This is a genomic window from Catenuloplanes sp. NPDC051500 (genome assembly GCF_044454585.1).
Classification (GTDB): Bacteria; Actinomycetota; Actinomycetes; order Mycobacteriales; family Micromonosporaceae; genus Catenuloplanes.
In genome coordinates this window covers 352559-379279 of sequence record NZ_JBITDX010000002.1, presented here as the reverse complement: position 1 = coordinate 379279, position 26721 = coordinate 352559, and the positions used below count along the sequence as shown (strand labels likewise).

At 71.9% G+C, this 26721-nt stretch carries 24 protein-coding genes; 16 read left to right on the top strand and 8 right to left on the bottom strand.

Features of this window, described 5'->3' with window-relative positions; all coding sequences use genetic code 11:
* Positions 1-5 precede the first annotated feature (5 nt).
* Positions 6-1226 (bottom strand): cysteine desulfurase-like protein, encoded by a 1221-nt coding sequence (locus ACIA8K_RS04665; RefSeq protein ID WP_396054950.1) that lies wholly within the window; start codon positions 1224-1226, stop codon positions 6-8.
* A 60-nt stretch (positions 1227-1286) separates the two neighbouring features.
* Between ACIA8K_RS04665 and ACIA8K_RS04660 the strand changes: the two genes are divergently transcribed.
* From ACIA8K_RS04660 to ACIA8K_RS04635, 6 genes are all read left to right on the top strand, one after another.
* Positions 1287-1625: a hypothetical protein gene (locus ACIA8K_RS04660; protein ID WP_396054948.1), complete on the top strand. Its 339-nt coding sequence runs from the start codon at positions 1287-1289 to the stop codon at positions 1623-1625.
* A 51-nt stretch (positions 1626-1676) separates the two neighbouring features.
* The gene (locus ACIA8K_RS04655; protein ID WP_396054946.1) at positions 1677-2498 is read left to right on the top strand and encodes a DUF1206 domain-containing protein; all 822 of its coding nucleotides are present in this window, start codon (positions 1677-1679) and stop codon (positions 2496-2498) included.
* A gap of 156 nt (positions 2499-2654) precedes the next feature.
* Positions 2655-3845, top strand: a complete 1191-nt coding sequence (locus ACIA8K_RS04650; protein WP_396054944.1) for a mechanosensitive ion channel family protein — start codon at positions 2655-2657, stop codon at positions 3843-3845.
* Between the two features lie 39 nt (positions 3846-3884).
* Positions 3885-4340 carry a phage holin family protein gene (locus ACIA8K_RS04645; protein ID WP_396054942.1) on the top strand — a complete coding sequence of 152 codons (456 nt, stop codon included), beginning with the start codon at positions 3885-3887 and terminating at the stop codon, positions 4338-4340.
* Positions 4341-4342: 2 nt separating this feature from the next.
* Positions 4343-4768: a DUF3618 domain-containing protein gene (locus tag ACIA8K_RS04640; protein ID WP_396054940.1), complete on the top strand. Its 426-nt coding sequence runs from the start codon at positions 4343-4345 to the stop codon at positions 4766-4768.
* A 32-nt stretch (positions 4769-4800) separates the two neighbouring features.
* Entirely contained in the window at positions 4801-5073 is a 273-nt protein-coding gene (locus ACIA8K_RS04635) for a DUF4235 domain-containing protein (protein WP_396054938.1), read from the top strand.
* A 327-nt stretch (positions 5074-5400) separates the two neighbouring features.
* On the opposite strand, the gene ACIA8K_RS04630 is transcribed toward ACIA8K_RS04635, so the two are convergent.
* On the bottom strand, positions 5401-5736 hold the full coding sequence (locus ACIA8K_RS04630) for a hypothetical protein (RefSeq protein WP_396054936.1): 336 nt from the start codon (positions 5734-5736) through the stop codon (positions 5401-5403).
* Complete coding sequence (locus ACIA8K_RS04625) at positions 5730-6716, bottom strand: aldo/keto reductase (protein WP_396054934.1); 987 nt, start codon at positions 6714-6716, stop codon at positions 5730-5732. The genes ACIA8K_RS04630 and ACIA8K_RS04625 overlap by 7 nt, the downstream gene beginning before the upstream one ends.
* A gap of 78 nt (positions 6717-6794) precedes the next feature.
* Here ACIA8K_RS04625 and ACIA8K_RS04620 point away from each other — a divergent pair, with 78 nt between their 5' ends.
* The 6 genes from ACIA8K_RS04620 to ACIA8K_RS04595 all read left to right on the top strand — a co-directional run bounded on the left by ACIA8K_RS04620 (position 6795) and on the right by ACIA8K_RS04595 (position 15664).
* Positions 6795-7574 carry a trans-aconitate 2-methyltransferase gene (locus ACIA8K_RS04620; RefSeq protein WP_396054932.1) on the top strand — a complete coding sequence of 260 codons (780 nt, stop codon included), beginning with the start codon at positions 6795-6797 and terminating at the stop codon, positions 7572-7574.
* Positions 7571-8581 carry an adenosine deaminase gene (locus tag ACIA8K_RS04615; RefSeq protein ID WP_396054930.1) on the top strand — a complete coding sequence of 337 codons (1011 nt, stop codon included), beginning with the start codon at positions 7571-7573 and terminating at the stop codon, positions 8579-8581. Before ACIA8K_RS04620 ends, ACIA8K_RS04615 begins: the two co-directional genes overlap by 4 nt.
* A 76-nt stretch (positions 8582-8657) precedes the next feature.
* Positions 8658-9665: a hypothetical protein gene (locus ACIA8K_RS04610; protein WP_396054928.1), complete on the top strand. Its 1008-nt coding sequence runs from the start codon at positions 8658-8660 to the stop codon at positions 9663-9665.
* Positions 9662-10843, top strand: coding sequence for a trypsin-like serine peptidase (locus tag ACIA8K_RS04605; protein WP_396054926.1), 1182 nt, complete (start codon positions 9662-9664; stop codon positions 10841-10843). The genes ACIA8K_RS04610 and ACIA8K_RS04605 overlap by 4 nt, the downstream gene beginning before the upstream one ends.
* Positions 10840-12657 carry a trypsin-like serine peptidase gene (locus ACIA8K_RS04600; RefSeq protein WP_396054924.1) on the top strand — a complete coding sequence of 606 codons (1818 nt, stop codon included), beginning with the start codon at positions 10840-10842 and terminating at the stop codon, positions 12655-12657. The genes ACIA8K_RS04605 and ACIA8K_RS04600 overlap by 4 nt, the downstream gene beginning before the upstream one ends.
* 61 nt (positions 12658-12718) lie before the next feature.
* Positions 12719-15664 carry a hypothetical protein gene (locus ACIA8K_RS04595; protein ID WP_396054922.1) on the top strand — a complete coding sequence of 982 codons (2946 nt, stop codon included), beginning with the start codon at positions 12719-12721 and terminating at the stop codon, positions 15662-15664.
* 1 nt (position 15665) lies between these two features.
* Here ACIA8K_RS04595 and ACIA8K_RS04590 read toward each other — a convergent pair whose 3' ends face one another.
* The 5 genes from ACIA8K_RS04590 to ACIA8K_RS04570 all read right to left on the bottom strand — a co-directional run bounded on the left by ACIA8K_RS04590 (position 15666) and on the right by ACIA8K_RS04570 (position 21512).
* Positions 15666-16016 (bottom strand): hypothetical protein, encoded by a 351-nt coding sequence (locus tag ACIA8K_RS04590; protein ID WP_396054920.1) that lies wholly within the window; start codon positions 16014-16016, stop codon positions 15666-15668.
* Between the two features lie 29 nt (positions 16017-16045).
* Positions 16046-16396, bottom strand: a complete 351-nt coding sequence (locus ACIA8K_RS04585) for a hypothetical protein (RefSeq protein WP_396054918.1) — start codon at positions 16394-16396, stop codon at positions 16046-16048.
* A gap of 54 nt (positions 16397-16450) precedes the next feature.
* Positions 16451-19162: an RICIN domain-containing protein gene (locus ACIA8K_RS04580; protein WP_396054916.1), complete on the bottom strand. Its 2712-nt coding sequence runs from the start codon at positions 19160-19162 to the stop codon at positions 16451-16453.
* Between the two features lie 230 nt (positions 19163-19392).
* Complete coding sequence (locus tag ACIA8K_RS04575; protein WP_396055642.1) at positions 19393-20793, bottom strand: ATP-binding protein; 1401 nt, start codon at positions 20791-20793, stop codon at positions 19393-19395.
* A gap of 29 nt (positions 20794-20822) precedes the next feature.
* Positions 20823-21512, bottom strand: a complete 690-nt coding sequence (locus ACIA8K_RS04570; RefSeq protein WP_306832792.1) for a response regulator transcription factor — start codon at positions 21510-21512, stop codon at positions 20823-20825.
* Positions 21513-21809: 297 nt separating this feature from the next.
* Between ACIA8K_RS04570 and ACIA8K_RS04565 the strand changes: the two genes are divergently transcribed.
* From ACIA8K_RS04565 to ACIA8K_RS04550, 4 genes are all read left to right on the top strand, one after another.
* Positions 21810-22892, top strand: coding sequence for a lytic polysaccharide monooxygenase (locus tag ACIA8K_RS04565; protein ID WP_396054914.1), 1083 nt, complete (start codon positions 21810-21812; stop codon positions 22890-22892).
* A gap of 60 nt (positions 22893-22952) precedes the next feature.
* Positions 22953-23987 (top strand): L-glyceraldehyde 3-phosphate reductase, encoded by a 1035-nt coding sequence (gene mgrA, locus ACIA8K_RS04560; RefSeq protein WP_396054912.1) that lies wholly within the window; start codon positions 22953-22955, stop codon positions 23985-23987.
* A gap of 264 nt (positions 23988-24251) precedes the next feature.
* Positions 24252-25649 carry an AAA family ATPase gene (locus tag ACIA8K_RS04555; protein ID WP_396054910.1) on the top strand — a complete coding sequence of 466 codons (1398 nt, stop codon included), beginning with the start codon at positions 24252-24254 and terminating at the stop codon, positions 25647-25649.
* The gene (locus tag ACIA8K_RS04550) at positions 25646-26683 is read left to right on the top strand and encodes a tetratricopeptide repeat protein (protein WP_396054908.1); all 1038 of its coding nucleotides are present in this window, start codon (positions 25646-25648) and stop codon (positions 26681-26683) included. The genes ACIA8K_RS04555 and ACIA8K_RS04550 overlap by 4 nt, the downstream gene beginning before the upstream one ends.
* The last annotated feature ends 38 nt before the right edge of the window (positions 26684-26721 follow it).

Below are 26721 nucleotides of genomic sequence, written 5' to 3'. Positions count from 1 at the left end.
GGAGCCTAGCGCGGGCAGAGGTCGGACAGCGCGCTCAGCAACAGGTCGACCTCGGCCTCCGTGTTGTAGTGGTAGATCGACGCGCGGACCGCGCCGCCGCCGTCGCGCAGGCCAAGCGTCTCGAAGTACTCGTAGGCGTAGTAGTCGCCGGCCGAGACGCAGATGCGGCGCTCGCCGAGCAGCGCGGCGGTCCGGGCCGGGGACTGGTCCGCGAGCCGGAACGAGATGGTCGGGCAGCGGCGGCCGCTCGACGTGTCCGGCGCGAAGATCGTGATGCCGGGCAGCGTGGCGAGGCCGTCGGCGAGCCGGGTGAGGAGCGCGTCCTCGTACCCCTGGACGGCCTCGAAGGATGCGGCGAGCCGGCCGCGGCGGGAGGCGGCGCCGGTCGACGGCACGAGTGTGGCCAGGTGCTCGATCGCGGCCGTCACGCCGGCCAGCTGCTCGAAGCTCGCGGTGCCCAGCTCGAACCGGTCCGGGACCGACTCCGGCGACGGCGCCAGCTTCATCGGGCGCAGCCGCTCCCAGACGGCCGGGTCCGCCGCGACGGCCGCGATGTGCGGGCCGGACCACTTGTACGCGCTCGTCACGTAGAAGTCAGCGCCGAGCGCGGCCACGTCAGTGTGGTGGTGCGGCGTGCTGTGCACCCCGTCCACGTAGGTCAGCGCGCCCACCCGGTGCGCGATCGCCGAGATGGCGGCCACATCCGGCGCGGTGCCGTTCGCGTTGCTGCCCGCGGTCAGCGCGACCAGCCGGGTGCGCTCGCCGACCAGCTGCGAGTACTGCGCGACCGGCAGCCCGCCGGTGGCCCTGTCGAACTCGGCCCAGCGGACCGTGACGCCGGCCCGCGCCGCGACCTGCACCCACGGGCGCACGTTGGCGTCGTGGTCGAGCCGGGACACGACGATCTCGTCGCCGGCGCGCCAGGTGTCCGCGAGCGCGCGGGCGGTGCGGTAGGTGAGCGCGGTGGCGCTCGGCCCGAGCACGATGCCGTGCGGCGCGGCGCCGAGCAGGTCGGCGAGCGCGTGCCGGGCACCGGCCACGATCTCGCCGGAGCGGCGGCCGGGCTCGAACGCGGCGCTGCGGTTGGAGACGGCCGCGCGCAACGTGGCGGCGACCGCGTCCGCGACCGCGGTGGCGACCTGGCTGCCCCCCGCGTTGTCGAAGTGGATGTAGCCCTCGGTGAGCGCGGGGTAGCGGGACCGGATCGCGTCGACGTCAAACGACATGCGGCGCACGATAACGCGCGTTGATCATGTTGGTGGTGCCGCCCCCGTACCCTTGGACGGGTGACGACGAACCGACGCATCATCCGCGCCGTGCCCGCCGCCCTCCTAGGAGCCGTGCTCGCGCTCTCCCTGGCTGCGTGCAGCGGCGATGGCTATGACACCAACTGTGGCCTGGACCAGTGCACCGTGACGTTCGACCGTGGCGCCACGGCCAGCGCCAACGTGCTCGGCATCGAGGCGAAACTGATCGAGGTGCAGGGCCAGACCGCCACGGTCGAGGTGGCCGGTGAGCAGATCGGGCTCACCGTCGGCCAGGCCGCGACCGAGGTGGGAAATTTCCTGGTTTCACTCGAATCGCTTACCGACACCCAGGCCGCGATCCAAATCTCAGTCGCCTAGGAAGCCCTACCAGCACGTTTGGAAATCTCCTCATTCGGTGATTGACGCTTCATGTCGCTCTCGCATGAAGCTCGTGGCACCGCATCGCGTGCCGCCAACAGCAAGGCGCTTGAGATGCTCGCCCGGGCCGGATTCATCGGGTACGGCGTGCTGCACCTCCTGCTCGCATGGCTGGCCCTCCAGGTCGCGTTCGGATACGGAAGCGGGGAGAACTCGCAGTCCGGCGCCCTGGAGGAGCTGGCATCCAAGCCGTTCGGCGCGTTCCTGGTCGGCGCGATCGGCGTCGGCCTGGTCGCGATGGCGATCTGGCAGGCGCTCGAGGCCGCGATAGGCCACCAGGCCGAGGACGGCCGGGAGCGCGTGTTCGAGCGCGTCGTGTCCGTCGGCCGCGCGCTGATCTACCTGTACTTCGCGTTCACCGCGTACAAGGTGATCTCCGGTGCCAACTCGTCGAACGCGGACAGCTCGCAGAAGCTCACCGAGAAGCTGATGTCGGCGACCGGCGGCCGTTTCCTGGTCGGCCTCGTCGGGATCGCCGTCATCGCGATCGGCATCGGCCTGATCTACCACGGCTGGAAGAAGAAGTTCGAGGAGCACCTGAACACGGGCCAGATGAGCGCCCAGCTGCGCACGATCTCCCGTCGCCTCGGCATGGCCGGCTACATCTCCAAGGGTGTGGCGTACGGCATCGTGGGCATCCTGGTGGTGTCCGCGGCCGTCACCTACGACGCGGAGAAGGCACGCGGTCTGGATGCGGCGCTGCGCACGCTCGTCGAGCAGAGCTACGGCCCGATCCTGCTTGGCCTGGTCGCGGTCGGCATCGCCTGCTACGGCGTGTACTGCTTCGTGCAGGCCCGGTATCGCAAGGTGTAGCGAAGATTAAAAAAAGGCCGGGTCGTGTTACGCGACCCGGCCTTTCCGTGTGGTGTGCCTAGCATGGGTCGCGAGGTTTTCTCGCCCCGGCGCTCGGGCAGATGACTCAGCTTTGAACGACCAAGACGACCCCCGCACGGAAGGAGAGACGTTTCCGTGGAGGACATTCTGATCACGGTCGGAGTGACCCTGGGGGCCGCCGCGCTCGCGCTCGTGTTCGTGGCGGTCACCCATGTGATCATCAAGAAGCTCGCCCGGCACTCCCAGCTCGCCTCCGAACTGGCGGAGCACACGCACCGCCCGGTCCAGTTCGCGATCACGCTGATGGCGATCCAGCTCGCGGTCCGGTTCACCACCACCGAATGGGCGGGTGAGGAGTGGCGCCGGCACCTGCTGCACGCGCTTGTGCTCCTCGTCATGGCCGCCGGCGCGTGGCTTGTCGGCGCGTTCCTCGTCGCGTTCGAGGACGTGACGCTTGCCCGCTGGCGCACCGACGTGCCGGACAACCGCCGCGCCCGCCAGCTGCACACCCAGGTGGTGATGCTGCGCCGGGTGACGATCGCGGTGATCGTGGTGGTCACGGCCGGCGTGATGCTGATGACGTTCCCGGACGTGCGCGCGGTCGGCGGCGGCCTGCTCGCCTCCGCAGGCCTGGTCTCCGTGGTCGCGGCGCTCGCCGCCCAGACGCTGCTCTCCAACTTCTTCGCCGGACTGCAGCTGGCGTTCAGCGACGCGGTGCGCCTCGACGACGTGGTGGTCATCGAGGGGGAGTGGGGCAAGATCGAGGAATTGACGCTCAGCTACGTGGTGGTCCAGATCTGGGACGACCGTCGGCTGATCCTCCCCACCTCGTACTTCACGAGCAAGCCGTTCCAGAACTGGACGCGTACCGCCTCGGCCGTGCTCGGTACCGCGGAGTTCGACGTCGACTGGTCCGTGCCGGTGCAGGACATGCGCGAGGAGATGCGCTCGCTTCTGGAAGGCACCCAGCTGTGGGACGGCCGCGTCTGCGTACTCCAGGTGACTGATGCGACCGGCGGCATGATCCGGCTCCGGGCGCTCGTCAGTGCGCAGGACGCGCCCACGCTCTGGGACCTGCGCTGCCTGGTCCGCGAACACCTGGTCGCCTGGGTCCGGGACCGGCGCCCGTCCGCGATGCCGCGCTGGCGCGCCGAGGTCGGCGACTCCCGCGGCGATCTGGACTGGCAGTGGGGCGAGAAGCGCAGCCGCCCGGAGCCGCGCCCGTCCGAGCCGGTCGACGACGCGCGCCTCTTCGGCGGCAGCGACGACGGCGAGGAGCGCAGCAACGCGTTCGTGGGACCGGAAGAACATGTTGTCAGTCGCTAGGCCTGCATAAATACTGCCCGGACGGGGAAGACAGAAGACATGGCGGATGTCCTGAACCGAAGTACCGCTCCGGCGGGCAATGGCCGGGTGGTGACCCGGGTCGGCGAGCCTTCTACGTCTGAGCTGGTACAACGTGCCAGCGAACAGATCACACGACTCATCAGGGACGAGTTCGCGCTTGCGAAGGCCGAACTCACGGAGAAGGGCAAGCACGCCGGTGTGGGCGTGGGGCTCTTCGGTGGTGGCGGCGCGCTCGCGCTCTACGGCGGCGGCGCCGGCATCGCCACGATCATTCTGGCGTTGGCGCTGGTCATGCCCGCTTGGGCGGCCGCGCTGATCGTCACGGTGGTGCTCTTCATCGGCGCGGGCATCCTCGCGTTCCTCGGCAAGAAGCAGGTCTCCCAGGCCGTGCCGGCGATGCCGCAGGCCGCCACCGAGGGCGTCAAGGCCGACGTCGAGGCGGTCACCGAAGCCGTGAAGCGGGGACGGTCATGACCATGGAGGACGTACGTAAGAACGGCACACCGCAGGACATCGACGAACTGCGGGCGGAAATACAGCGCACCCGGGCCGAGCTGGGCGACACCGTCCAGGCCCTGGCCGCGAAGGCGGACGTGAAGGCGCGCGCCAAGGACCAGGTCGAGCAGACCAAGGCCGCGATGGCCGCGCGCGTGAACGACGCCAAGGACGCCGTGACGTCCCGTGCGCAGGAGGCCGCCGGCCTCATGTCCGTGCGGGCGCACGAGGCGAAGGGCATCGTGTCGGTTCGTGCGAATGAGGCGAAGGACGCGGTCTCGGTCCGGGCCCACGACGCCGGTGACGCGGTGCGGCGCAACCCCGCGCCGGCCGTCGCCATCGCGGTCGGGGCGATCTCGGCCGCCGCGTTCGTGCTGACGCTCTGGCTGATCCGCCGGCGCCGCTGACCCCCCAACGACGCTGACAAGGAGAGATACCGGTGGGTAAGAAGATCAACGCGCTGGCTTACAAGCCGGTCGGCATTCTCGCGGGTGTCGCCGCGGGCGCCGTCGCAGGCGCGGTGTTCAAGCAGGCCTGGAAACTCGCCGGTCGCGACGACGACGCGCCGAACGCTACGGACGAGGACCGCGGCTGGACCGAGATCCTGATCGCCGCCGCGCTCCAGGGCGCGATCTTCGCGGTGGTCAAGGCCGCGGTCGACCGTGGCGGCGCCGTCGGCGTCCGCAAGGTCACGGGCCACTGGCCCGATTAAATTTCGAGGGTACGCACGGAGCGCGGGGGCGCGCTTCGTGCGAGGTATTCACGGCGGGGGTGGCCATCGGGCTACTCCCGCCGTCGCCGTTCTCCCTGGTGAGGGCGCTGTATCGACGTGGGTGTAGGAGCGAGGCGCGGTCCAGGGTCGCTTGGGCCTCGCCGCAACCCGGCATCCCACGTCGATACAGCGCCTGGCTGCCGTAAAGCCTGTTTGACGGATCCCGGCGAGCCGAGGGCGCGGTCCAGGTGTTGTCCGGGTGTTCGCAGCGTGCGGTCGCCGGGCGCCCGGACCACGCCGCAGGCCGCCGCGATCCATCGAACTCGTCTAGCGCCGGTTGGTGACGCTTGCGTCGTCCCAGTTGGGCAGGGGGGCATCGTCCCGTATCGGGGGGAGGCCCACAGCGGTCGGCTGCTCGGTGATCGGCAGCAGTTCCGGCGCGGTCGGGGCCGGCGTCGGCGGGCGCACCCGGGACCGGACCCGCAGCCCCACCACCATCGCGGCCAGGCCGGCGACCAGCAGGACCGCGCCCGCGACCGACCAGGCCGGGCCCTTGGTGATCGAGCTGCCCGGGATCATCTCCAGGCCCTCGAAGATCCACAGGGCGCCGAGCACGAAGCCGAGCAGGCCCAGCGTCAGCGTGCCCCACACCTTGGTCACCATCGCGCGTGCACCTGCGGCCGGATCAGCTCGTCGTAGACCTCCGCCACGGCCGCGTGCGTCTCCACGGACAGTTGCGGCAGCGCGGCCGCGGCCGCGTTCCCCTCGGCCTGGGCGGCGTTGCGGGCACCCGGGATGACCACTGTGACGGCCGGCGCGTCAAGGATCCAGCGGAGCGCGAACTGCGCGGTGGTGGCGTCCGCCGGGACCAGCGGGGCGAGGCGGCGGACCGCCTCCAGGCCGGTCTCGTAGTCGACGCCGGAGAACGTCTCGCCGACGTCGAAGGAGTCGCCGTGCCGGTTGTAGTTCCGGTGGTCGTTCGCCGGGAACGTGGTGGACGCGTCGTAGCGGCCGGAGAGCAGGCCGCTGGCGAGCGGGACGCGGGCGATGATGCCGACGCCGGCCTCGAGCGCGGCCGGCAGCACCTGCTCCAGCGGCTTGAGACGGAACGCGTTCAGGATGATCTGCACGCTCGCGGTGCCGGGGCGGGAGATCGCCTCAAGTGCCTCCGCGCAGGTCTCGACGCTCACGCCGTATGCCGAGATGCGCTTCTCCTCGACGAGCGTGTCGAGCGCGTCGTAGACGGCCTGCGTCGAGAAGACCGCTGTCGGCGGGCAGTGCAGCTGCACCAGGTCGAGCGTGTCCACGCCGAGGTTGGTGCGGGAGCGGTCGGTCCAGGCCCGGAAGTTGTCGAGCGTGTAGTTGCCCGGCTCCTGCGGCAGGCGCCTGCCCATCTTGGTGGCGACGGTCAGCCCGTGCCCCGGGTGCTCGCGCAGGTAGCGGCCGATGACCTGCTCGCTGCGCCCGTCGCCGTAGACGTCCGCGGTGTCCAGGAACGTCACGCCGGAGCTGACGGCCGCGTCGATGGTGGCGAGCGCGTCGTCCTCGTCGACCTCGCCCCAGTCCGCGCCGAGCTGCCAGGTGCCGAGTCCGATGACGCCGACGGCCCGGCCGCCGAGCTTGGGGAAGCTTCTTTTCTCCACGTCGCGAGCCTATCCCGCGTCCGGGTGCGGCGCCGGATAGTGTCTACCAAGACGGACGTACGGTTTGGGAGGAATGACATGTGGGATCCAGACGTGTATCAGCGGTACGGCGACGAGCGCGCGCGGCCGTTCTTCGACCTGGTCGGCCGGATCGCCGCCGACGCGCCGCGCCGGGTGGTGGACCTCGGCTGCGGGCCCGGCGACCTGACCGCCACCCTCGCCGCACGGTGGCCGGGCGCGCGCGTCGAGGGCATCGACTCCTCGCCCGAGATGATCGCCAAAGCCTCGGGCCCGGTGGAGTTCGCGGTCGGTGACGTGCGCACCTGGCAGCCCACGCCGGACGTGGACGTGCTTGTCAGCAACGCGGTCCTGCAGTGGGTACCGGGGCACGAGGCGCTGCTGCCGTCCTGGGTGGCGGGCGTGGCGCCGGGCGCGGTGATCGCGCTCCAGGTGCCTGGCAACGTCGACGCGCCGTCGCATCGGGCGCTTCACGCGCTCGCCTCGGAGCCGCGCTGGCGGGACGTGCTCGGCGGCGTCGGGCTGATCCGGCGGGTGCCGGACGCCACGGCGTACGCGCGCATCCTCACCGCGGCCGGGTGCGCGGTCGACGCGTGGGCCACCACCTACCTGCACCTGCTGCCCGCGGACGGGGACGAGCACCCGGTACTGCGCTGGATGGACGGGACCGCGTTGCGCCCGGTCAAGGCCGCGCTCCCGGCGGCGGACTTTCCGGTGTTCCGCACGTCGCTGGGGGAGCGGCTCGCGGAGGCGTACCCCGTGGAGAATGGTCTTGTCTATTTTCCCTTCCACCGCAATTTCGTGGTGGTCCGTACGCCACAGGGGGCAGCGCAACCATGAGCGACCTGACCGGGTTCATCGCCGGATTGCCGAAGGCCGAGCTGCACGTGCACCACGTCGGCTCGGCATCGCCGCGGATCGTGGCCGAGTTGGCCGCGCGGCACGAGGGCAGCACGCCGGTGCCGGCCGACCCCGAGGCGCTCGCGAAATACTTCGAGTTCCGGGACTTCGCGCACTTCATCGAGGTCTACCTGAGCGTCGTCGACCTGATCCGCGAGCCGGAGGACGTGCGGCTGCTCACCTACGAGATCGCCCGTGAACTGGCCCGCCAGCAGGTCCGGTACGCCGAGGTGACGCTCACGCCGTACTCCACGGTCCGGCGCGGCATGCCTGCCGAGGCGTACTGCGAGGCGATCGAGGACGCCCGGCTGCGCGCGGAGAAGGAGCTCGGCATCGTGCTCCGCTGGTGCTTCGACATCCCGGGCGAGGCCGGCCCGAGTGCGGGCGAGGACACCCTGCGGATCGCGCTTGACCAGCGGCCGGACGGGCTGATCAGCTTCGGGCTGGGCGGGCCGGAGGTGCCACGGCCGCAGTGGAAGCCGTACTTCGACGAGGCGCGCGCGGCCGGCCTGCGCTCGGTGCCGCACGCGGGCGAGACCACCGGGCCGGAGACGATGTGGGACGCGATCCGGGAGCTTGGCGCGGAACGGATCGGGCACGGCATCGCGGCGGCGCAGGACCCGGCGCTGATGGCGTACCTGGTGGAGCACGGGATCGCGCTTGAGGTCTGCCCCACGTCGAACGTGCGGACCCGCGCGGTGGCCTCGCTTGACCAGCACCCGCTGCCGGCGCTCGTCGCGGCCGGCGTGCCGATCAGCATCAACTCGGACGACCCGCCGATGTTCGGCACCACGCTCAACGACGAGTACGGAGTCGCGGCCCGCCTGCTCGACCTGGACGAGACAGGCGTCGCCGACCTGGCAAAGGCGGCAGTCACGCAGTCCTTCATGCCGGAGAACGACAAGGCCGCGCTGATCAGCGAGATTTCCGCTTACGCAGCAGGCTGATTATCGGGCATCCGTCGTTGACAGCACCCCGGCGTGGGCGAAAGCTCAGAACCGTCCACGTTGGGGGGTGCAGATCATGGCGCGTCTGCTGGAATCGCTGCCGGAGCACATCGAGGCCGCGGTCGAGGTGCGGGACGCCTGGCGCCGCCGGGCCACCGCCGGCCTCGAGTTCCTGGTCCAGGACCTGTCCCGGTGGGCGCCCGGCGCGGTGCTCCGGGTCGCGTTCCTGGACGGCGGCACCGAGGCCCACGCGCGCATCGCGGACGCCACCCGGCAGATCACCGACGCCTGCGGTGTCACGCTCGACTTCGGGCTGGACCCGGCCACCGGGGCGTACCGGCGCTGGACCACCGCCGACACCACGTACGCCGCGGAGATCCGGGTCAGCTTCGACCAGGGCGGCTACTGGTCGCTCGTCGGCACGGACAGCACCGACCCCACGCTCGCCGAGGCCGACTCGCCGCTCGGCGGCAGCCCGCACCAGCGCAGCCTCAACCTGGCCGGCTACGGCGGGATCCTGCCGGACGACTGGGCCGGCACGGTGCGGCACGAGTTCCTGCACGCGCTCGCGTTCAAGCACACCCACCAGAACATGCGCGGCCCGTGCGAGGGCGAGTTCCGCTGGGAGGACGACGACGGGTACGTGCCGACCCGCAACGACCGGGGCGTCTTCATCGCGGACGAGGCGGGGCGGCGGCCGGGCGTCTACACCTACCTGGCCGGGCCGCCGAACCGCTGGTCGCGGGCCCGGGTCGATGCCAACCTGCGCACCACCGAGTCGGACGACACGACCGCCGGCCCGTTCGACTCGGATTCGGTGATGCTGTACCAGTTCGAGCCGTTCTTCTACCGGACCGCGCCGTCGCCGTGCGCGCCGACCGGGAACGGCGTCGACCTGTCGGCAGGCGACATCAGGGGTCTGCAGCTGCTCTATCCACCGGAGCCGGGTGGTGAGCTGGCCACCCGGGCCGAGACCGCGCTGACGGCCGTCTCCGGGGGCGCCGAGTCGATTGGGGGCGGGGACCCGTACCGGCAAAGGCTTGTGGAGGTTCTGCGCGGTCTGGCCGAAGGACGGGTGCCATGAGCGGCGACGCGCGCAGATACCTCGACCTGATCTCCACCGGCGGTGGTCAGCGCACGCTCGCCGAGTCCGCCGCGTCCACCGCGGGGAACGCGGCGCCCGCCGCCAAGACCGAGCTGATCGAGCGCCTCGAGGCGGAGCTGACCTACGTCGAGACGAAGACCGGCGTGGTGGGCGACCAGGCGCAGACCAAGGCGCTGTTCGACCACGCGGGCGCCGCACTTGACAAGCTGCTCGGCGACGGGACCGCGGCCACGCTCACCGAGGCCGACGTGGCCGGCCTGGAAGCGGTGGTGGTCACGGACGGCACCCGGCCGGTCCTGTTCGTCGAGGACGACTTCGTCGACCTGCTCGCGCCGAGCATCGGTGCCTACGCGGCCCCGATCTCCCGGCTCTCCGAGGAGATCCGCACGGTCTGCCGGTCCGTCGGGCGCGTCGACGACCCGGCCGCCGCGCCGCTCGGCTACCAGGGCACCGCCTGGGTCGTCGGCGAAGGCCTCGTCGCCACGAACTTCCATGTGCTGCAGGCCATCGCGCCGCGCGGCACGCGGGTGGACGGGCAGTTCACCGGCCGGCTCAACCCCGGCGTCGCGGTCCACTTCGGGCACGAGGTCGGCCGTCCCTGGCCGGAACGGCGGTTCCCGATCCGGCGCGTCGTCGCGGTCGGCCGGGAAGGCTCGCCGGAGCGGGTGCACCCGGTGCTCGGCGGCCTCAACTTCGACGGCCTCGACCTGGCCATCCTCGAACTCGAACCGGTGCCCGGCCGCCCGTTCCCGCCCCCGCTCCCGGTGGCCCGCGGCGACGACCCGGTCACCCGCGGCGGGCTCGCCACCGCCGGCCGCGGCGTCTACCTGGTCGGTTACCCCGGCAACGAGCAGTCGACCACCCGCACGCTGTTCACGAGCATCTTCGCGGGAGTGAAAAGCTACAAGCGGCTCGCGCCCGGCCGGATCACCGCGGCCGCAGGCGACCTCGCCGACGACCCGCGCGGCTGGATCCTCGCCCACGACGTCTCCACCCTCGGCGGCAACTCCGGGTCCGCCGTCGTCGACCTGGACGCGGACGGCCGCTCCGTGCTCGGCCTGCACTTCGCCGGTCAGCCCGAACGGCAGAACTGGGCGCACGCGCTGGAGCGGATCACCACGGAGCTGGCGGCGGTGCTGCCCGCGGCGGCCCGATGACAACTGTCACCGCCGGGCCCTCGGTGTCCAGGCCTTCGGTGACCGGGCTCGCCGAGACGGTGACCGCCGCACCGACCGACTGGATCGTTGTCGAACGGGTCTGGGAGCGGGTCAGCCGCTCGCACGACGTCCACCAGCCGCCGCAGACCAGCCCGAACCTGCACGATCTGCTGATCGATGCGTTCACCGCCGCCCAGGACGGCGGCTTCCTCGACGTGTTCGCGTTCGAGCTGATCAAAGAAGGGCTGGCCGGCCCGGAGCTGGTCACCCGGCTGCGCGCGATCGACGCGGACGCGGGCGGATTCCGGCTCCAGGCATTCCAGAACGGGCACCGGCAGGCGGTCAACCCGCTGCTCTACGCGGACGGCCTGCTCCGCGCCTGCGAATACGTCTGCCGGATCGACATCGACGGCACCCAGGCCGGCACCGGCGTACTGGTCCGGCCCACGGTCGTGGCCACCATGGCCCACGTGATCTGGCCGCTGCTCACCGTCGCCGCGGACGGCACGCTCACCGCGGCGGACGGCAGCCTCCGCCGCCTGGAGATCCGGTTCCGCGACTACGTGGACCGCGCCGCCGCCCGCGCCGGCGGCGAGACCGCCACGCTCCACCCGGACTGGCTGCTGCACGGCAGCCCACCCACGGACGCGGAACGGGCCGCACGCGACGTCCGGGACATCGTCGGCATCGCCTCCCCGGCCGGCCCCTGGGACCTCGCGCTGATCCGGCTCGCCACCCCGCCCAAGGGCGCCGCGCTTCCGGAACTGCTGGGCAGCCCGCCGTCCGGCCCGTTCGAGATAAACCTGCTCCACCACCCGCACGGCCCCAACCCGGACGGCGAACCCCTGCTCCTCTCCGGCGGCAGCCTCGGCGAACAGCTCGGCGCGCCCCCGGTCCGCTTCCTGCACGACGTCAACACGCTCGGCGGCTCCTCCGGCGCCCCGGTCTTCGACAATCGCTGGCGGATCGTCGCGCTCCACCAGGGCGGCACCGCCGGCGCCGGCAACCGCGCCGTCCCGGTCCGCGACTGGACCGCCACGCTCGACCGCCCGCTCCCCGACGACGTGCCCTACCTGCGTACCCTGCCGCGCTTCGACAACGCGCCGGTGATCGGCCGCCGCGCCACCCAGCAGCGGCTCTGGCGCGCGCTGCGTCCCGGCGCGACGGCCGCCGACCGGCTCTTCGTGCTCCGCGGCGGCCCCGGCACCGGCAAGCGCTTCACGAAACGCCTGGTCCGCTCGTTCGTCGAGGCCCACAGCGACGGCGTGGTGGTCACGCTCGACCTGGCCAACGCGCTCGCCTACGACGCCGACGGCTTCGCGGCCTGGGTCACCGGCGCGCTCTCCGCCCCCGGTGTCGCTCCCGCGCGCGGCGAGGCCCTGACCACCGGTCCGCGCGAGGTCCGCGACGACGTGCTGCCCGCGCTCACCCGCCGCGTCGAGGAGATCGGCGGTGACCGCGCGGTGTGGCTTGTGCTCGAAGGCTTCGGCGGAGCCGCGCTGGACGTGCCGCCCGGCGTGAAGGACGTGGTGGTCAACCTGATGGGCCGCCTCCGCGACAACCCGTCCCAGCGGCTGATCCTGGTCGGCTGGAACGAACCCCCGCCGGAAGGCTTCGAGGCAGCGATCGAGGACCTGGAGTTCCCGTCGTCGTACGACGTCGCCGCCCACTTCACCCCACCCGGCCGGCAGCCGGCGGACGCGCTTGTCGCCGCCGTCCCGTCGCTGCTGGCGTTACAGGCGGCGCAGGGGTTGAACGGCTATCCGGCCGCGCTTGCGGTGCTCCGCATGCTGGCGGCCGGGGTCGCGGCATGAGCCACGTGCCAACTCGCCGCCGGCCGTGTCGTTGCGGCAGCACCACCGGCCGGAACCCGGCATGACCTCGCCGGAGACGGACGCGGCGGTCGCGGCGATCCGCGAGATGTGGCAGGACCGGTCCGCGGGCGAGCGGTCCGCGTTCACCTCAGCGCTCACGCCACCACCGGTCGTGCCCACCCCATCAGAAGACCACATCACGAGGGTACGGGTGAGAGCCGCGCTGTCCGGGGCGGTGGACCCGGCCGAGCTGGGCGAACCATCGGTGCTGGAGGCACTGTCACCCGAATTCGATCGGTCCTACGTGGACGGCAATTGGCGCTGGACCCTGCGCAGCGGCCCGCGCCGCACGGTGCTGCGGTCACTGGCCGGCTCGCCGGACCGGCTGGCGGCCGGGCTGGCCGACGCCCGCTCCCTGCCGACCGACGAGGCCGGCCTGTACCTGCGCAGTCTGGCGGCCCGCACGCTTCCGTCGGCGGTGCTGCCCGGCACGGCTGCCGCGCTCGCGGAGCCGTCGTCTCGGCACGCGGACCTTCTGCGCGAACCGCAGGCGTCCCCGTCCGCGCTTCCGGCGCGGCTGGTGTTGCAGGCGCTGGCGTGGGCGGAACCGTTGGGCGGGTTCGCCGGGGATCTGGCGGAGGCGCGGCGGCGGGTAAGGGTCGAGGCGGTCGCGGCCAGCTATGGCGCGCTGCTTGCGAACGGTTTCTTCGGCCGTGACGAGGAGCTGGCCCGGCTGCGCGACTTCGCCACCGTTCCGGTTACGCCGGAGGACCGGCCGGTGCCGCTGCTTCCGGTCATCGGCCTCGGCGGCGCCGGGAAATCGACAGCGCTGGCCGCGTTCATCGAGCCCTACCTGCGCGAACTCGGCCGCCCGGCCGCCACCGGCCCGGTCGTCATCGTTGTCGACTTCGACCGGGTCCAGTTCCGGATCGACGCGGAGCTGGAACTCAGCTTCGAGGTCAGCCGCCAGCTCGGCAACGCCCATCCGGTCGCGGCCGCGGACTTCTCGGCACTGCGCTACCAGGCCCGCGAGGAACGTGCCGGCTCGGCGGCGGCCCGCTACGCCGGATCACTCGCGGCCGGCGAGGGTGCCGGCGACGCCCCCGCCTTCGAACGCGACGCGTCGCTGCTCGTCCGCATGCACGACCTGGACAACCGTGCGGTCCTGCTGATCCTTGACACGTTCGAGGAGTGGCAGCGCGAACGCCCGGACCCCGGCCGGCCACGCACCGGCGGCAACGACCCGGAGGCCCGGATCCTGCGCTGGATCGCCCGCCTCCACGACACCATGGGCCTGCGCGGCCTCCGTGTCATCCTCTCCGGCCGCGCCGACGTGGCCATCGACGCCACCGAGATCACCGGCCGGGTCGAGGTGGCCGAGGCCGTCTGCCTCGCGGATCTCGCCCCGGAAGCCGCCGCCGAACTGCTCGCCGCCCACGGTGTGCCCGCGGAACAGGCGCCGGCGCTCGCGGATCTGGTCGGCGGGAGTCCGCTCACGCTGCGGGTGGCGGCCCGATTCTTCGCCCACCTGTCGACGGACGAGCGCGCGACCTTCATCGCAGGGAACGCCGCGTCGGTACGCGACCTCGACGGCGACCTGCGCCGCGAACTCCTCTACGAACGCTTCCTCGGCCACATCCCGGATCCCCGGGTCCGCAGCCTGGCCCACCCCGGCCTGGTCCTGCGCCGCGTCACCGCCGGCCTGATCCGCCACGTGCTCGCCCCGCACTGCGGCCTCGGCGACCTCACCGACGCCGACGCCACCGAGCTGCTCGAACGCCTGGCCGACGAGGTCTGGCTGGTCAAACGGGACGGCGACACGATCCGCCATCTCCCCGACGTCCGCCGCGCCATGCTCCACCTGATGACAAGTGACCCGGCTAAGGCGGACAGCCTGCGCCTGATTCACCAGGCGGCTGCCGACTGGTACCGGTCGGGGCGCGATCTGCTCGGCGAGGCCGCCGCGGTCGAGGCGCTCTACCACGACCTGATGCGGGACCCGGACGGAATAGCCCGGCTGGACGCGCGGGAGTCGCGCGATCGGCTGATCGCATTGGGCGAGTCGGTGGTGGATCTGCCGGCGCGGACCGCCGTCGAGGTGCGGGTCCTTCGGGATGAGCTGCCGCCGCTGGCTGAGGTGCTGACCACCCGCGACCAGATCTGGGCGAAATGGGTGGATCACCGGGGGTGGGTCCACGTCGACGGCAGGGCGGCGCTTGAGGCGTTGTCCCTGTTGGAGAAGCGGGACGTGCGGTCCGAGCCGTCGTGGTTGGCGCGGGCCTACTGCGACCTCGGCCGGTGGGGCGACTACCGGCCGGCGGCGGATCGGTATGACGACCGGCGGATCCCGCCGCACCGCTATCAAGCCATCGCCGCGCTGCTGTCCGGGGATGAGGTGACCGACGCCGAACTGCCGGCGGTCTACGGCGACTCCAGCGGCGAGGCCGGACATTTCTCCCATATTCTGACCCACTACTACTACCGGCTTCTGCTGCGCCCGCCGGCCGATCTTGCTCGCTGGCGAGGCGCAGAGCCACAGCTCGTAGGCTTCGCCGCCGTGTTGCCGTCGATACATCGCAACATCTTCGACCTGTTTCCGGTCGACGAACTCCGCCGCACCCTGGTCTGGGTGGGGGCAGGGTGTCCGGGCGGCTCGACCGTGCTGACCGTCGTGGACGCATGGGGTGGGCGGCCTCTCACGAGGTCGCTCGTCGCACAGGATCCGACGCTGCTGTGGGCGCTGCGCGGCGACAATCCCGAGTTGCGCGCCGCTGCGCGGACCGCGTTGGCGGAGATCGGCGAGTCGGCCGCCGGCGACGCGGACGCGCTGGCCGCGATCGACCTGCGCGGCGACCTCGGGCGCTTTCTGGACGAGAGCGTCGACCGCCACCCGGACGCGGTGCTGCTGCAGCGCGTCCGGGACGCCTTCCACCGCTGGGACCGGGCCAACAACGCACTTATCGCGGCGATCGTCCGGGACGTCGAGGCGGGCTGGCCCGACTCATGAGTCAGACCAGCTGGAAGAGCAGCGCGAAGCCGCCGGTCACCAGCCCGGCTCCGACAAGCCAGCCCAGCAGCAGTCCGTCGGCCGACCCGGTTCGGGCCCGCAGTCCCGGCACCGCGGCGATGATCAGCAGGACGAGCAGGTACAGCACCGCGAGACCGATCAGTACCGGCAGGAAGCTCAGTGCGGCGGCCATCGCCCCGCCCTCGCCGCCGAAGCGGGTGGCGAGGAAGAGGCCGAGGGCGAGGAGGGCGACAAGCGCGATGTGGCCGAGGACGCCGAGGCCGAGGTTGCGGCTGAAACGGTTCACGGTCGGGTTGCCCTTCGCCTGCCGGAGCCCACGCGGCCCGGTCATCCACTGTGACGGGCGCGCGGGCCGGGAGTTCAACGGCGGCGGAAGGTCACCAGGGTGACGGCGGAGAAGAGCAGTGCCACCAGGCCGGCGCCGATCAGCAGCGCGGTGACCGAGGCGCGGCCGGCGGCCGGAGTGTCGATGTCGGCGAGGCGGACCTGCGGGGCCGGATCGATCACCGTGGTTCCGTCCGCGGCGTGCGTCAGAGTGCGCATCACCGCGTGCGGCACGGCAGGCGGCAGAGCTGGTGGGAAGGCCTGCGCCCAGGCCGCGGCCGGCGACGACCCGGCGTAGACCGGGTCGTGCCAGCAGATGACGATCGCGACGACGCCCAGGATCAGCAGGATGGCCCAGCGGACGATCCTTCCGCGTGTGAAGAACACGCCGTCCTCCTCATGCGAATACGAACGCGAGCGCGAGCGCGCGGTCACGGCCGGTCAACCCGGTAGTGCGGTCCACGACTGGTGGAGCTGGTCCTTCGGGCTCTGCAGTGCGAGGACCCGTGTGCCGCCGTACCGCTGCTCGCCGAGACCGATGACCAGGTCGGCGCCGGCGGCCCGGAGCGTGAAGCCGTGTTCGGTGGGCAGGACGACCCAGTGCTGTTCAACGGCCGTCTCCTTGCAGGTGACCTGGACCAGGGGTACGCCGGCGGCGATCTCGCCGCCGAGCGGGATCACGCACTTCTCGGTGGCGCGTGAGACGAGCTGGAAGCTGTTGCCGACGCGGCGGAGGCTCCACTGCTGCTGGGTGACGCCCTCGGCGCGCTGGACGACGATCGGCGTGAACTCGTTGGTACGCGCGCCGTAGAGGTGGGCGGCGCCGCCGGTGAGCGCGTTGTTGAGCTGGAACCAGCCCTCCATGATCGGGCGCGCGGCCGGTGCGGTCTTGGCGGCGAGCGCGTCGGTGAACTTCTCGCCGTCGTTGACAAGCACCTGGATGCTGTACTGCGTGTCCGGCCGGAGTCCGATGATCCGGGCTCGGGTGGCGGCGGTGACGCCGATGATCTGGCCGTTCACGGTGACCGTGTAGTGCACCGCGTTTGACGCCGGGTTCCAGCTGACCCGGGTGGACGTGCTTGTGGTGTCCCGGATCTTGAGGAAGCCGGGGGGCGGGGGCGCGCCGACCGGCGGCTCGCTGGCCAGGCCGGAGTCCTTGTCGGGCGGCGGCGGGGACAGCGACGGTGCCGGCGAGGGCGGCGGGGCGGCGGACGGCGTGGCGGATGGGCTCGGGGGGACGGGTGCGCCGCCGCCCCCGCCGCCGAGCAGGTTGCCCAGCAGGCCGCCGACCAGGCCCTTGTCATCGTCGTCGCCGACGTCCTCCGGGTCCTCGGGGTCTTCCGGGTCGTCCTCGCCACTGGTCGGCGTGGGACTGGCCGGGGTGGGTTTCGGGGTCTGCGACGGCGGCGTGGTGGACCGGCCGGGCGACGGTGACGGGTTGCCCCGTGGCGCGGTCGTGCCGGGGGCGGCGCCGGAGTCTCCACCTGTGCCGGGTGCGGGCGTGGGAGTGGCCTCGCGGATCAGGAACTCGCTGTCAGCCACGTTCCAGTTGTCGGCGAGGTAGCTGCCGGGGCTCGGGTCGGTGTTGAAGTAGTCGTCGCCGCCGCAGTCGAGCAGCGCCTCGCCGGACGGGCTGTCGCACTCGATGCGCAGCTCCTCGCGGCTCTCGTCGGAGTAGCACATCAGGTCGTGGTCGTCGAGGCAGTGGCCGATGCCGCTGCCGTTCGGCGCGCCGTCCGCGACGCCGCCGAGCGTGTGTACGAGCTGGTGGGTGGCCATCGGCGCGGACCAGCAGCCGGCGTCGACGCGTGCGTACGACGGGCCGCCGTTGTTCAGGTTGCCGCCGTCGCCGCGTGCGTCCTTGACGAACGTGGCGATGCCGCAGTAGACGTTCGTGTCCGCGAAGATCAGGTATTTGCGGTCGGTGCGGTCGTAGCCGAGCTGCCGCATCGCCTCAAGCGACACGTCGAAGCTTGTGAACCTGTCGGACGGGATCTGCACCTCGGTGACGTCGACGCGGCAGTCGGGCGTGGTCACGTAGCGCACGTGCCGGACGCCGCCGGTGCGGGCCGCACTTGCGGAGAAGATCTCGTCGACCTCCGCGGCCCACTGCCTGATGGACGGCAGGTAGCGGCTGTAGCGGCTGACCGCGTCCGTCGGGTAGGCATAGATGATCTGCACGCGTTTGCCCTGGTAGCCGTCGCCCTCGCAGGCCACGCCGTCCTCGCCGAGCGTGAAGGCGGCGTCGCCGCTGGCCGGGTCCGGCACCAGCGCGGGCATGCTGCTTGCGGGCACGACCGCGCCCTCGTCGCGCACCACGTCAGCGTCGTCGGGGACGCTTCCGGTGTACCGGACCGGCTCGACCATCGGTGGCACGCCCTCGGCGATCGGCGCCACGTCCTGGGTGACCTTGAACGACGGGGGTGCCGGGTCCGGCCCGTACGAGCAGACGTCCTTGCCGCCCTTGACCTCGTAGGCCCCGATGCAGACGGAGTTGCGGCTGGCCGGGATGAGCCCGTCGTAGACCAGGCCGTCCTCCGGCTCGCTGGCCGGCAGCGCCGCGATCGGCACCAGGCCGGGCAGCGAGGCGAGGCCGGGCGTCCACTTGGTGAACAGCGCCGGGAGGATCAGCAGGACCACGCCGACGAGCACCGCGGCGCTGGCCAGGTTCAGCCGGCGGGGGAGGCGCACGGTGCCGGGCAGGTCGCGGGCCGCGGAGGTGCGGCGCACGACCTGGCCGTGCCGCTTGGCGGACCGGGAGACGGGCGCCTCGGCGGGTGCCGGCACGGTCTGCCGGCCGCCACGGTCACGGCGGATCGCCTGCACACGCATCAGCTGCGTGCGGCTCGCCCAGGCCGGAAGCTCCTGGACGCGGCGTCGCGCCCCCTCACGGCGTACCGCGGAGGGGGGTAGAGGATCCGACGACGCCTGTGGCGTGGTGCCGGACCGCGACGTGATTGACGTGATGACCCGGCGCGCCTGATCCCAGCGTCGCGCGAGGTCGAGGCGACTCGCGAGCCCCGTCTGCTCCGGCTCCGGCTCGCCCGCACGGCGGTGCCGGGCGGAGGTCGAGGCGGTGGAGACCGGAAGATCCCGGACGGGGGAGCGCGTGGTGGCCGTTCGCCGCTTAGGAAGCTCGCGGTGCGACGACACGCGTGTGATACCTCCGTTGGTGGGCGCGCGACGGGGTGAGGGTTTGGGGGACCGCACCCCGCCGCGCGCGGGTCACACCGGACCGGGGTGTGGGGACGTAATGCGGGCGGTGGTCCGATGAAACCGGATGGGATCGGGTTGAACACTGCCACCTGGCAGGTAGCCGTGGGAACTGCCTTAAGCGGAAACTAAGCAAAGCTTGGGATTCGGTTCGTTGGGTCGCATCAGTGTCACTCCGAGTGATCCCGTGGGCGGGGCCATCGGGGCCGTTCGCGCTCGCCGGCCAACCTGCCGACCAGCCCGAACCTGCTTGCCTGTTTCGGTTTCGCCTCCGCGTCGCCGAAGAGCATGACCACGCTCGCGCCGCCGAGCGAGGATCTGGCGATGCTTACCGAGCCGCCGGTGGCGAGCGTGGCGCGCTTCGCGATGTCCAGGCCGAGGCCGGTGGAACCGCGGTCGGACGCGCCGCGTTGCAGCGCCCGCTCGGGGTCCTCGATGCCGGTACCGGCGTCGTCGACCCGCAGCGCGATCCAGCCGTCCCGCCGGGACACGCCGATCTCGAACGCGGTGCCCTGCGCGGTGTAGCGGAACACGTTGCCAAGCACCGCATCAAGCGCGGCGGCCAGCTCGGAGCGGGGCACCAGGATCGGGATCCGGGTCTGGGCGCCGACCACCCGGTACGGCCGGTTCTGGTCGCCGGCGAGCGCGGACCAGAACGTCATCCGCTCCCGGACCACCTCGCTGACGTCGCAGGAACCCTCCTCGGGCGGGGGTGCGCCCCGGTCCGCGACCGCGCGCCGGGTGGTGGTGATCAGCGCGTCGACCTCGCCCTCAAGCGTCACGATCGCCTGCCGGATGCGGCGGATGGTGCGCCGCCGGTCCAGCTCGGCTGCGGAGAAGTTCCCGACGCTTGTGTCGTCGGGGTCGAGCGCCTCCGCGTCAAGCCGCAGCACGGTCAGCGGGGTACGCAGCCGGTGCGACAGGTCCGCCACCATCTCCCGTTCGTTTGTGCGTGACGTGACAAGCCGGTCCGCCATCCGGTTGAAGGCGTAGCCGGCCTCGGCCAGCTCGCGCGGGCCGGTCGGCTCGATGCGCACGCCGAGGTCGCCGTCACCGACCGCCATCGCGGCCCGGACCAGCGAACGTGCGGACCCGACCGCCTTCGCGGCCAGCCGGTCGACGACGAAGACGCTTGCCGCGACCAGGCCGAGCGTGATCACGGCGAGCGTCCACCAGACCACCGGCACGCCGTCGCTGAGCGCGCCGGCCGGCACGAACACCTCGATGACCACTGTCTTCTCGCCGACGATCACCGGTTCCAGACGCAGCACGCCGCCGTCGACGTCGACGGTGACCGGGCGGCCGCCGCTGACGGTCCGCGTGATGTCGGAGTCGGAGGCGCGACCGGCTGCCTCCTTCGACAGCCCGAGCACGACGGGCCTGCCGGTGAGCGGGCCGCTGCCGGCCGCCTCGACCGCACGGGCGACACCTGCCTCGTCGGCCTGGGCGGCAAGCGCGCCGGCGACGATCGCGCTGCGCCGCCCGGCCTCGGTGAGCGCGCGTTCCCGCGCGTCCTCGGAGACCTGGATGGCAAGCGGGATCACGAAGACCAGCGCGGCCACCGCGGTCATCGCCGCGCTGACGTACGCCAGCCCCACCCTCAGTCCGGTGCCACCAACCGGAATCCGACCCCCCGCACGGTGCGCAGGTAGCGGGGCTTCGCCGCGGACTCGCCCAGCTTGCGGCGGAGCCAATACAGGTGCACGTCGATCGTCTGGTCCTCGCCGACCGATGGCTGTCGCCATACCTCCTCCAACAGCTCCCGGCGGGACACCACGCGGCCCGGGCGGGCGGCGAGGTAAGCGAGTAGATCGAATTCCTTGCGGGTCAGCGCGAGCGGGGCGCCGTCGAGCTGCGCGGAGCGCTCGCCGACGTCGACCCGCAGGCCGCCGACCTGGTGCACGGCCGGCTGGGCCGTGCGGGTGGCACGCCCGGCGCGGCGCAGCACCGTGGTGATGCGCGCGTCCAGGTGGGCGCCGGTGAACGGCTTGACCATGTAGTCGTCCGCGCCGGAGCGCAGCAGCCGCACTATCGACTGCTCGTCATCGCGCGCGGTGGCGATGATGATCGGCACGTCGGTGATGCCGCGCAGCATCCGCAGCGCGTCCGCGCCGTCGAGGTCGGGCAGCCCGAGATCCAGCACGACCAGGTCGGGCGTCTCGGCGGCGACCCGGCGTAACGCCTCAAGCGCCGTGCCGACGGCATGGACGGCGTGCCCACGGTCGGCGAGGCTGCGCAACATCGCGCCTCGCACGACGTGGTCGTCCTCGACGAGCAACACCGTGGCCATGCGAAGAACCTACTTGGCCTGGCAAGCGCCGCGGCCTGTGGGGCATCGATGTTGTGGGATGAGTAAGGAAATATCGGGCTATAACCACCGGATCAAAACCATTAGTGGGTACGGGTTTCAGCCGCTCGTCCGAGGCGGGCCAGCCGTTCGGCGTACCCCCGGCTGCCTGTCGGGTTTGCGGTTTTGATTGACCTGTGTGAATCTTTTTGCGGGAGCCACCACGACGCGCGGAGAGCCTTGGGCAGCTCGGATGCCGCGCCGTTCCGTCCGGTCTGACGCTGTTTGGAGTGCTCTCTCATGTCCCGAAATGTCTTGCTTCGCGGGCTGGCCGTGCTGGCCGCCGCGATCGTCACGCTTACCGCCGCCGGGGCGCTGCCCGCCCAGGCGCACGGCAACATCCAGAACCCGCCGTCGCGTAACTTCTCCTGCTGGGATCGGTGGGGTGCCGAGTTCCAGAACCCGGCCATGGCCACCGAGGACCCGATGTGCTGGCAGGCCTGGCAGGCCGACCCGAGCGCCATGTGGAACTGGAACGGCCTGTTCCGCGAGGGCGTCGCCGGCAACCACCAGGGTGCGATCCCGGACGGCCAGCTGTGCAGCGCCGGCCGGTCGAACAGCGGCCGTTACAACGCGCTCGACACCGTCGGCAACTGGCGTGCGACGAACGTGTCGAACAACTTCACCGCGCACATCTTCGACCAGGCCAGCCACGGTGCCGACTACTTCCGCATCTACGTCACCAAGCAGGGGTACAACCCGACCACCCAGCCGCTCACCTGGGGCAGCCTCGAGCTGGTCAAGGAGGTCGGCAACACGCCCGCCTCGCAGTGGAACCAGGTCTCCGGCGGCGTCGCGCTCGACGTCCCGGTCAGCGCGCCGGGCCGTACCGGTCGGCACGTGGTCTACACGATCTGGCAGGCCAGCCACCTCGACCAGTCCTATTACTGGTGCAGCGACGTGAACTTCGGCGGCACCGGCTCGACCCCGACGCCGACCGCGTCCGCCACCTCGTCGCCGACGCCCACCCCGTCCGCGAGCGTCTCGCCGACCGGATCGCCGACGCCGACCCCGACCGCGGGCACGGCCGGCTGCTCGGTGACCTACTCGACCGCGTCCACGTGGTCCGGTGGCTACCAGGGTGACATCAAGGTCACCGCGGGTTCCACGGCGATCAAGGGCTGGACCGTGAGGTGGTCGCTGCCCAGCGGCCAGACCGTCAGCCAGTCCTGGAACGCGACTGTGACAAGCAGCGGGAGCGCGGTGACAGCCACCAACGCGAGCTACAACGGCGCGCTGAACGCGGGGGCGAGCACCTCGTTCGGCTTCGTCGCCACCGGCACGGCGTCCACGCCGACGCCGACCTGCTCCGCGACCGTGTGATCCGCGACGACCGGGGCCGTCCACCGGGCGGTCCCGGCCGTCGGCGCATATAAAGGCAGGATGACCTACATTCCCGCTCCCGGCCGATATGACGGCGCGATGAAGTACCGGCGCACCGGGCGGTCCGGGCTGATGCTTCCGGTGCTGTCGCTCGGCCTGTGGCACAACTTCGGCGACGACGTGCCGTTCGAGACGCAGCGCGACATCGTCCGGGCCGCGTTCGACGCCGGGATCACCCACTTCGACCTGGCCAACAACTACGGGCCACCGTACGGCGGGGCCGAGCGCACCTTCGGCCGGCTGATCCGTGAGGACCTGCTGCCGTACCGCGACGAGATCGTGGTCTCCACCAAGGCCGGCTGGGACATGTGGCCCGGCCCCTACGGCTCCGGCGGCGGCTCCCGGAAGTACCTGCTGGCAAGCCTGGACCAGTCGCTCGACCGGCTCGGCCTGGACTACGTCGACATCTTCTACTCGCACCGGTACGACCCGGAGACGCCGCTTGCGGAGACCGCGTCCGCGCTCGACGCGGCAGTGCGCGCGGGCAAGGCGCTCTACGTCGGCATCTCGTCCTACGACGCGGAGCACACCCGCGAGATGGCCGGGCTGCTGCGCGAGCTCGGCACGCCGCTGCTCATCCACCAGCCGTCCTACTCGATGCTCAACCGCTGGATCGAGACCGAGGGACTGCTCGACGCGGCCGCCGACGAGGGCGTCGGGGTGATCGGCTTCACCGCGCTCGCGCAGGGGCTGCTGACCGGGAAGTACCTGCACGGCATCCCGGCCGGCTCCCGCGCTGACCAGGGGAAGTACACGATCGACGACGACCGGGCCGCGCAGCTCACCGGGCTGAACGGGATCGCGGAACGGCGCGGGCAGAGCCTGGCACAGCTCGCGCTGGCCTGGGCGCTGCGCGACCCGCGCGTCACGTCGCTGGTGATCGGCGCGAGCAGCCCGGCGCAGCTCGACCAGAACATCGGCGCACTCGACTCGCCGGACTTCACCGACGACGAGCTGGCCGAGATCGACAAGCTGCTCGCCTCGAACACCACCTCGGTGGACGGCTGGGAGGACGCGCGCCGCGGAACGCTCTGACGGTCGCTCCGGCTGGCGGAGCTGCCTGGCCGGTGGTGCGCTGCGGCCGCCGCTTTCGGCTGGCGGTGCGCTGCAGCTCTGGCGGTGCGCTGCAGCCGGCGCTCACGACTGGCGAGGTGCTGCGGTTGGCGGTGCGCTGCGGCTGGCGCTCACGGCTGGCAGGTGCCGCAGTTGGCGAGGTGCCGCAGCTGGCGGTGCGTTGCGGCCGGCGAGGCGCTGAGGCCTGGGGCTCCGGTTGGCGTCGCGTGGGTACAGTCCAGAGCCATGGCTGATGAGTCGCGCCTGATCACGAGCTTGCGCACCGCCGTGGAGGCGTCGCCGGACGATGTGCCGCTGCGCCTGCACCTGGCCGAGGTACTGCTCTCCGACGGTCACGCGGACGCGGCGATCACCGAGATCGCGATGACGCTGCAACGGGCGCCGGGGGATGCGGACGCGCGGGCGCTGATGGCCCGCGCGATGTCGCTCCCGGCGCCCGGCGTACCCGCGAAAGGGTTTGACTGGAAAGCCGCCGAGGACGAGGTCGGCGACGCGATCCCACCCCGGTTCACCACGTCCGCGAGCACCGGGAGCGACAGCGGGCCCGGCGCCGCCGAGCCCGACAGCGGCACCGCGCCCGACCACCGCACCGGGTCGGGCAGCGGCACCGAGTCGGGCAGTCGCATCGAGCCGGGCAGTCGCATCGAGCCGGGCGGCGTTCCCGGGCGCGCGAGTTTCACAAGGGCGCCGGGGCCCGAGCAGCTGCGCGCGGACGGCGCGCCGCCGGAGGCCACCGACCTCTGGCAGCCCGAGACGGTCGGCGCGCTGACGCTTGCCGACGTGGGCGGCATGCAGGAGGTCAAGGACCGGCTGGAGGCCGCGTTCCTGGCTCCGATGCGCAATCCCGAGCTGCGCAAGCTCTTCGGCAAGAGTCTGCGCGGCGGCCTGATGCTCTACGGCCCGCCCGGCTGCGGCAAGACGTTCATCGCGCGGGCCATTGCGGGCGAGCTCGGCGCGCGGTTCCTCAGCGTCTCGATCAACGACGTGCTTGACATGTGGATCGGCAACTCGGAGCGCAACATGCACGAGGTGTTCGCGACCGCGCGCCGGATAGCCCCCTGCGTGATCTTCCTCGACGAGCTTGACGCGCTCGGCGGCAAACGCACCCGCGCCGTCGCGAACACCATGCGCACCACGGTGAATCAGCTGCTCACCGAGCTGGACGGGGTGAACCCCACCGCGAACGACGGCGTCTTCGTGCTCGGCGCCACCAACGTGCCGTGGGAGGTCGACGTGGCGCTGCGCCGCCCGGGCAGGCTGGACCGGACGATCCTGGTGCTGCCGCCGGACGGGCCGGCCCGCGCGGCGATCCTCGAGTACCACCTGCGCGACCGCCCGATCGAGAACGTCGACCTGGACCGCCTGGTCAAGGTGACCGACGGGCTCTCCGGCGCGGACCTCGCGCATCTCTGCGAGTCCGCCGCCGAGACCGCGCTGCTCGACTCGGTGCGCACCGGCACGGTGCGCATGATCGGCATGCCGGACCTGCTTGCCGCCGCGAAGGCCACGGTCCCGTCCATCGAGCCCTGGTTCGCCGCGGCCCGCAACGTAGCGATGTTCGCAAACGACGGCGGCATGTACGACGACCTGCTCGCCTACCTCAAGGCCCGGCGTAAGTTGTGACGCTGGAGCGGGCGTCGCTGCTTGTCGAGGCCGGGCGGTTCGACGCGGCCGGGACGATGCTGTCCCGGATGGTCGCGGAGAACCCGGACGACGCCGGCGCCTGGGTGCTGCTCGGCCGCGCCCACCTCGGCAACGGCGAGATCCCGGCGGCGCTCGCCGCGCTCGACGAGGCCGTCCGGATCGCCCCGCACGAGTACCTGGTGCTGTACCTGCGCGGCTACCTTCTGGTCCGGGCCGACCGGGATCTGGAGGCCGAGGCCTCACTGCGTGCCGCGATCGCCGTCGCGCCGGACGAGGCGGCGACCTTCGTGGTCCTTTCCCGCCTGATCCGCGGCGCGCCAGGGCGGGCGCAGGAGGCGTCCACGCTTGCGCGCGAGGCGGTCAACCGGGACCCGGAGCTGCCCGGCGCGCATCTGGCCGTCTGCCTGGCCGCGGCGGTGCTCGGCGACAACGACACCTGCGAGCGCGCGCTGCGCGAGACGCTCCGGCTCGACCCGGAGCACGAGGAGGCGCAGACGCTGTTCACGCTGGCTCAGGCGGAGGGCGCGTCGGCGGGGCGGGCGTCCACCGTGATCGCGGATGCGCTCGCGGCGAATCCGCAGCTCGACGGGCTGCGCCCGACGCTCGACCACGCGGGCTATCTGCTGCTCCGGCGTACCCGCTGGCCTGCTCTGGTCTGTCTGATCGTGGCGGGCTTCGCGGCAGGCATTCCCGCCGGGGACGAGCCGCAGGTACTGACCGGAACGCTGTCGTCCCGGCTGTGGGGTCTGCTGATCATGGTGCTGATCTGGGGTGGCGCGTCGTTGCTGCGATACCGCACGCTGCGCAGCGGCGTCCGGCTGCACCTGTCCGTGCTGCTCCGGCGTGGACTCTGGTCCCGGATCGTGGTGGCGCAGACCGTCATGATCATGGTGGCGGCGCTTGTCGTCCTGTTCTGGCCGTGGTCCGATCCGGAGTCGCCCGGGGCACTCCTCGGCTGCGTGCTGCTGCCGACCATGATCATGATGCTTGCCGACGCGCGGATGAAGCGGTAGACGACCCCGGTGCTTGACCACCGCGTCGCCCGTCAGGG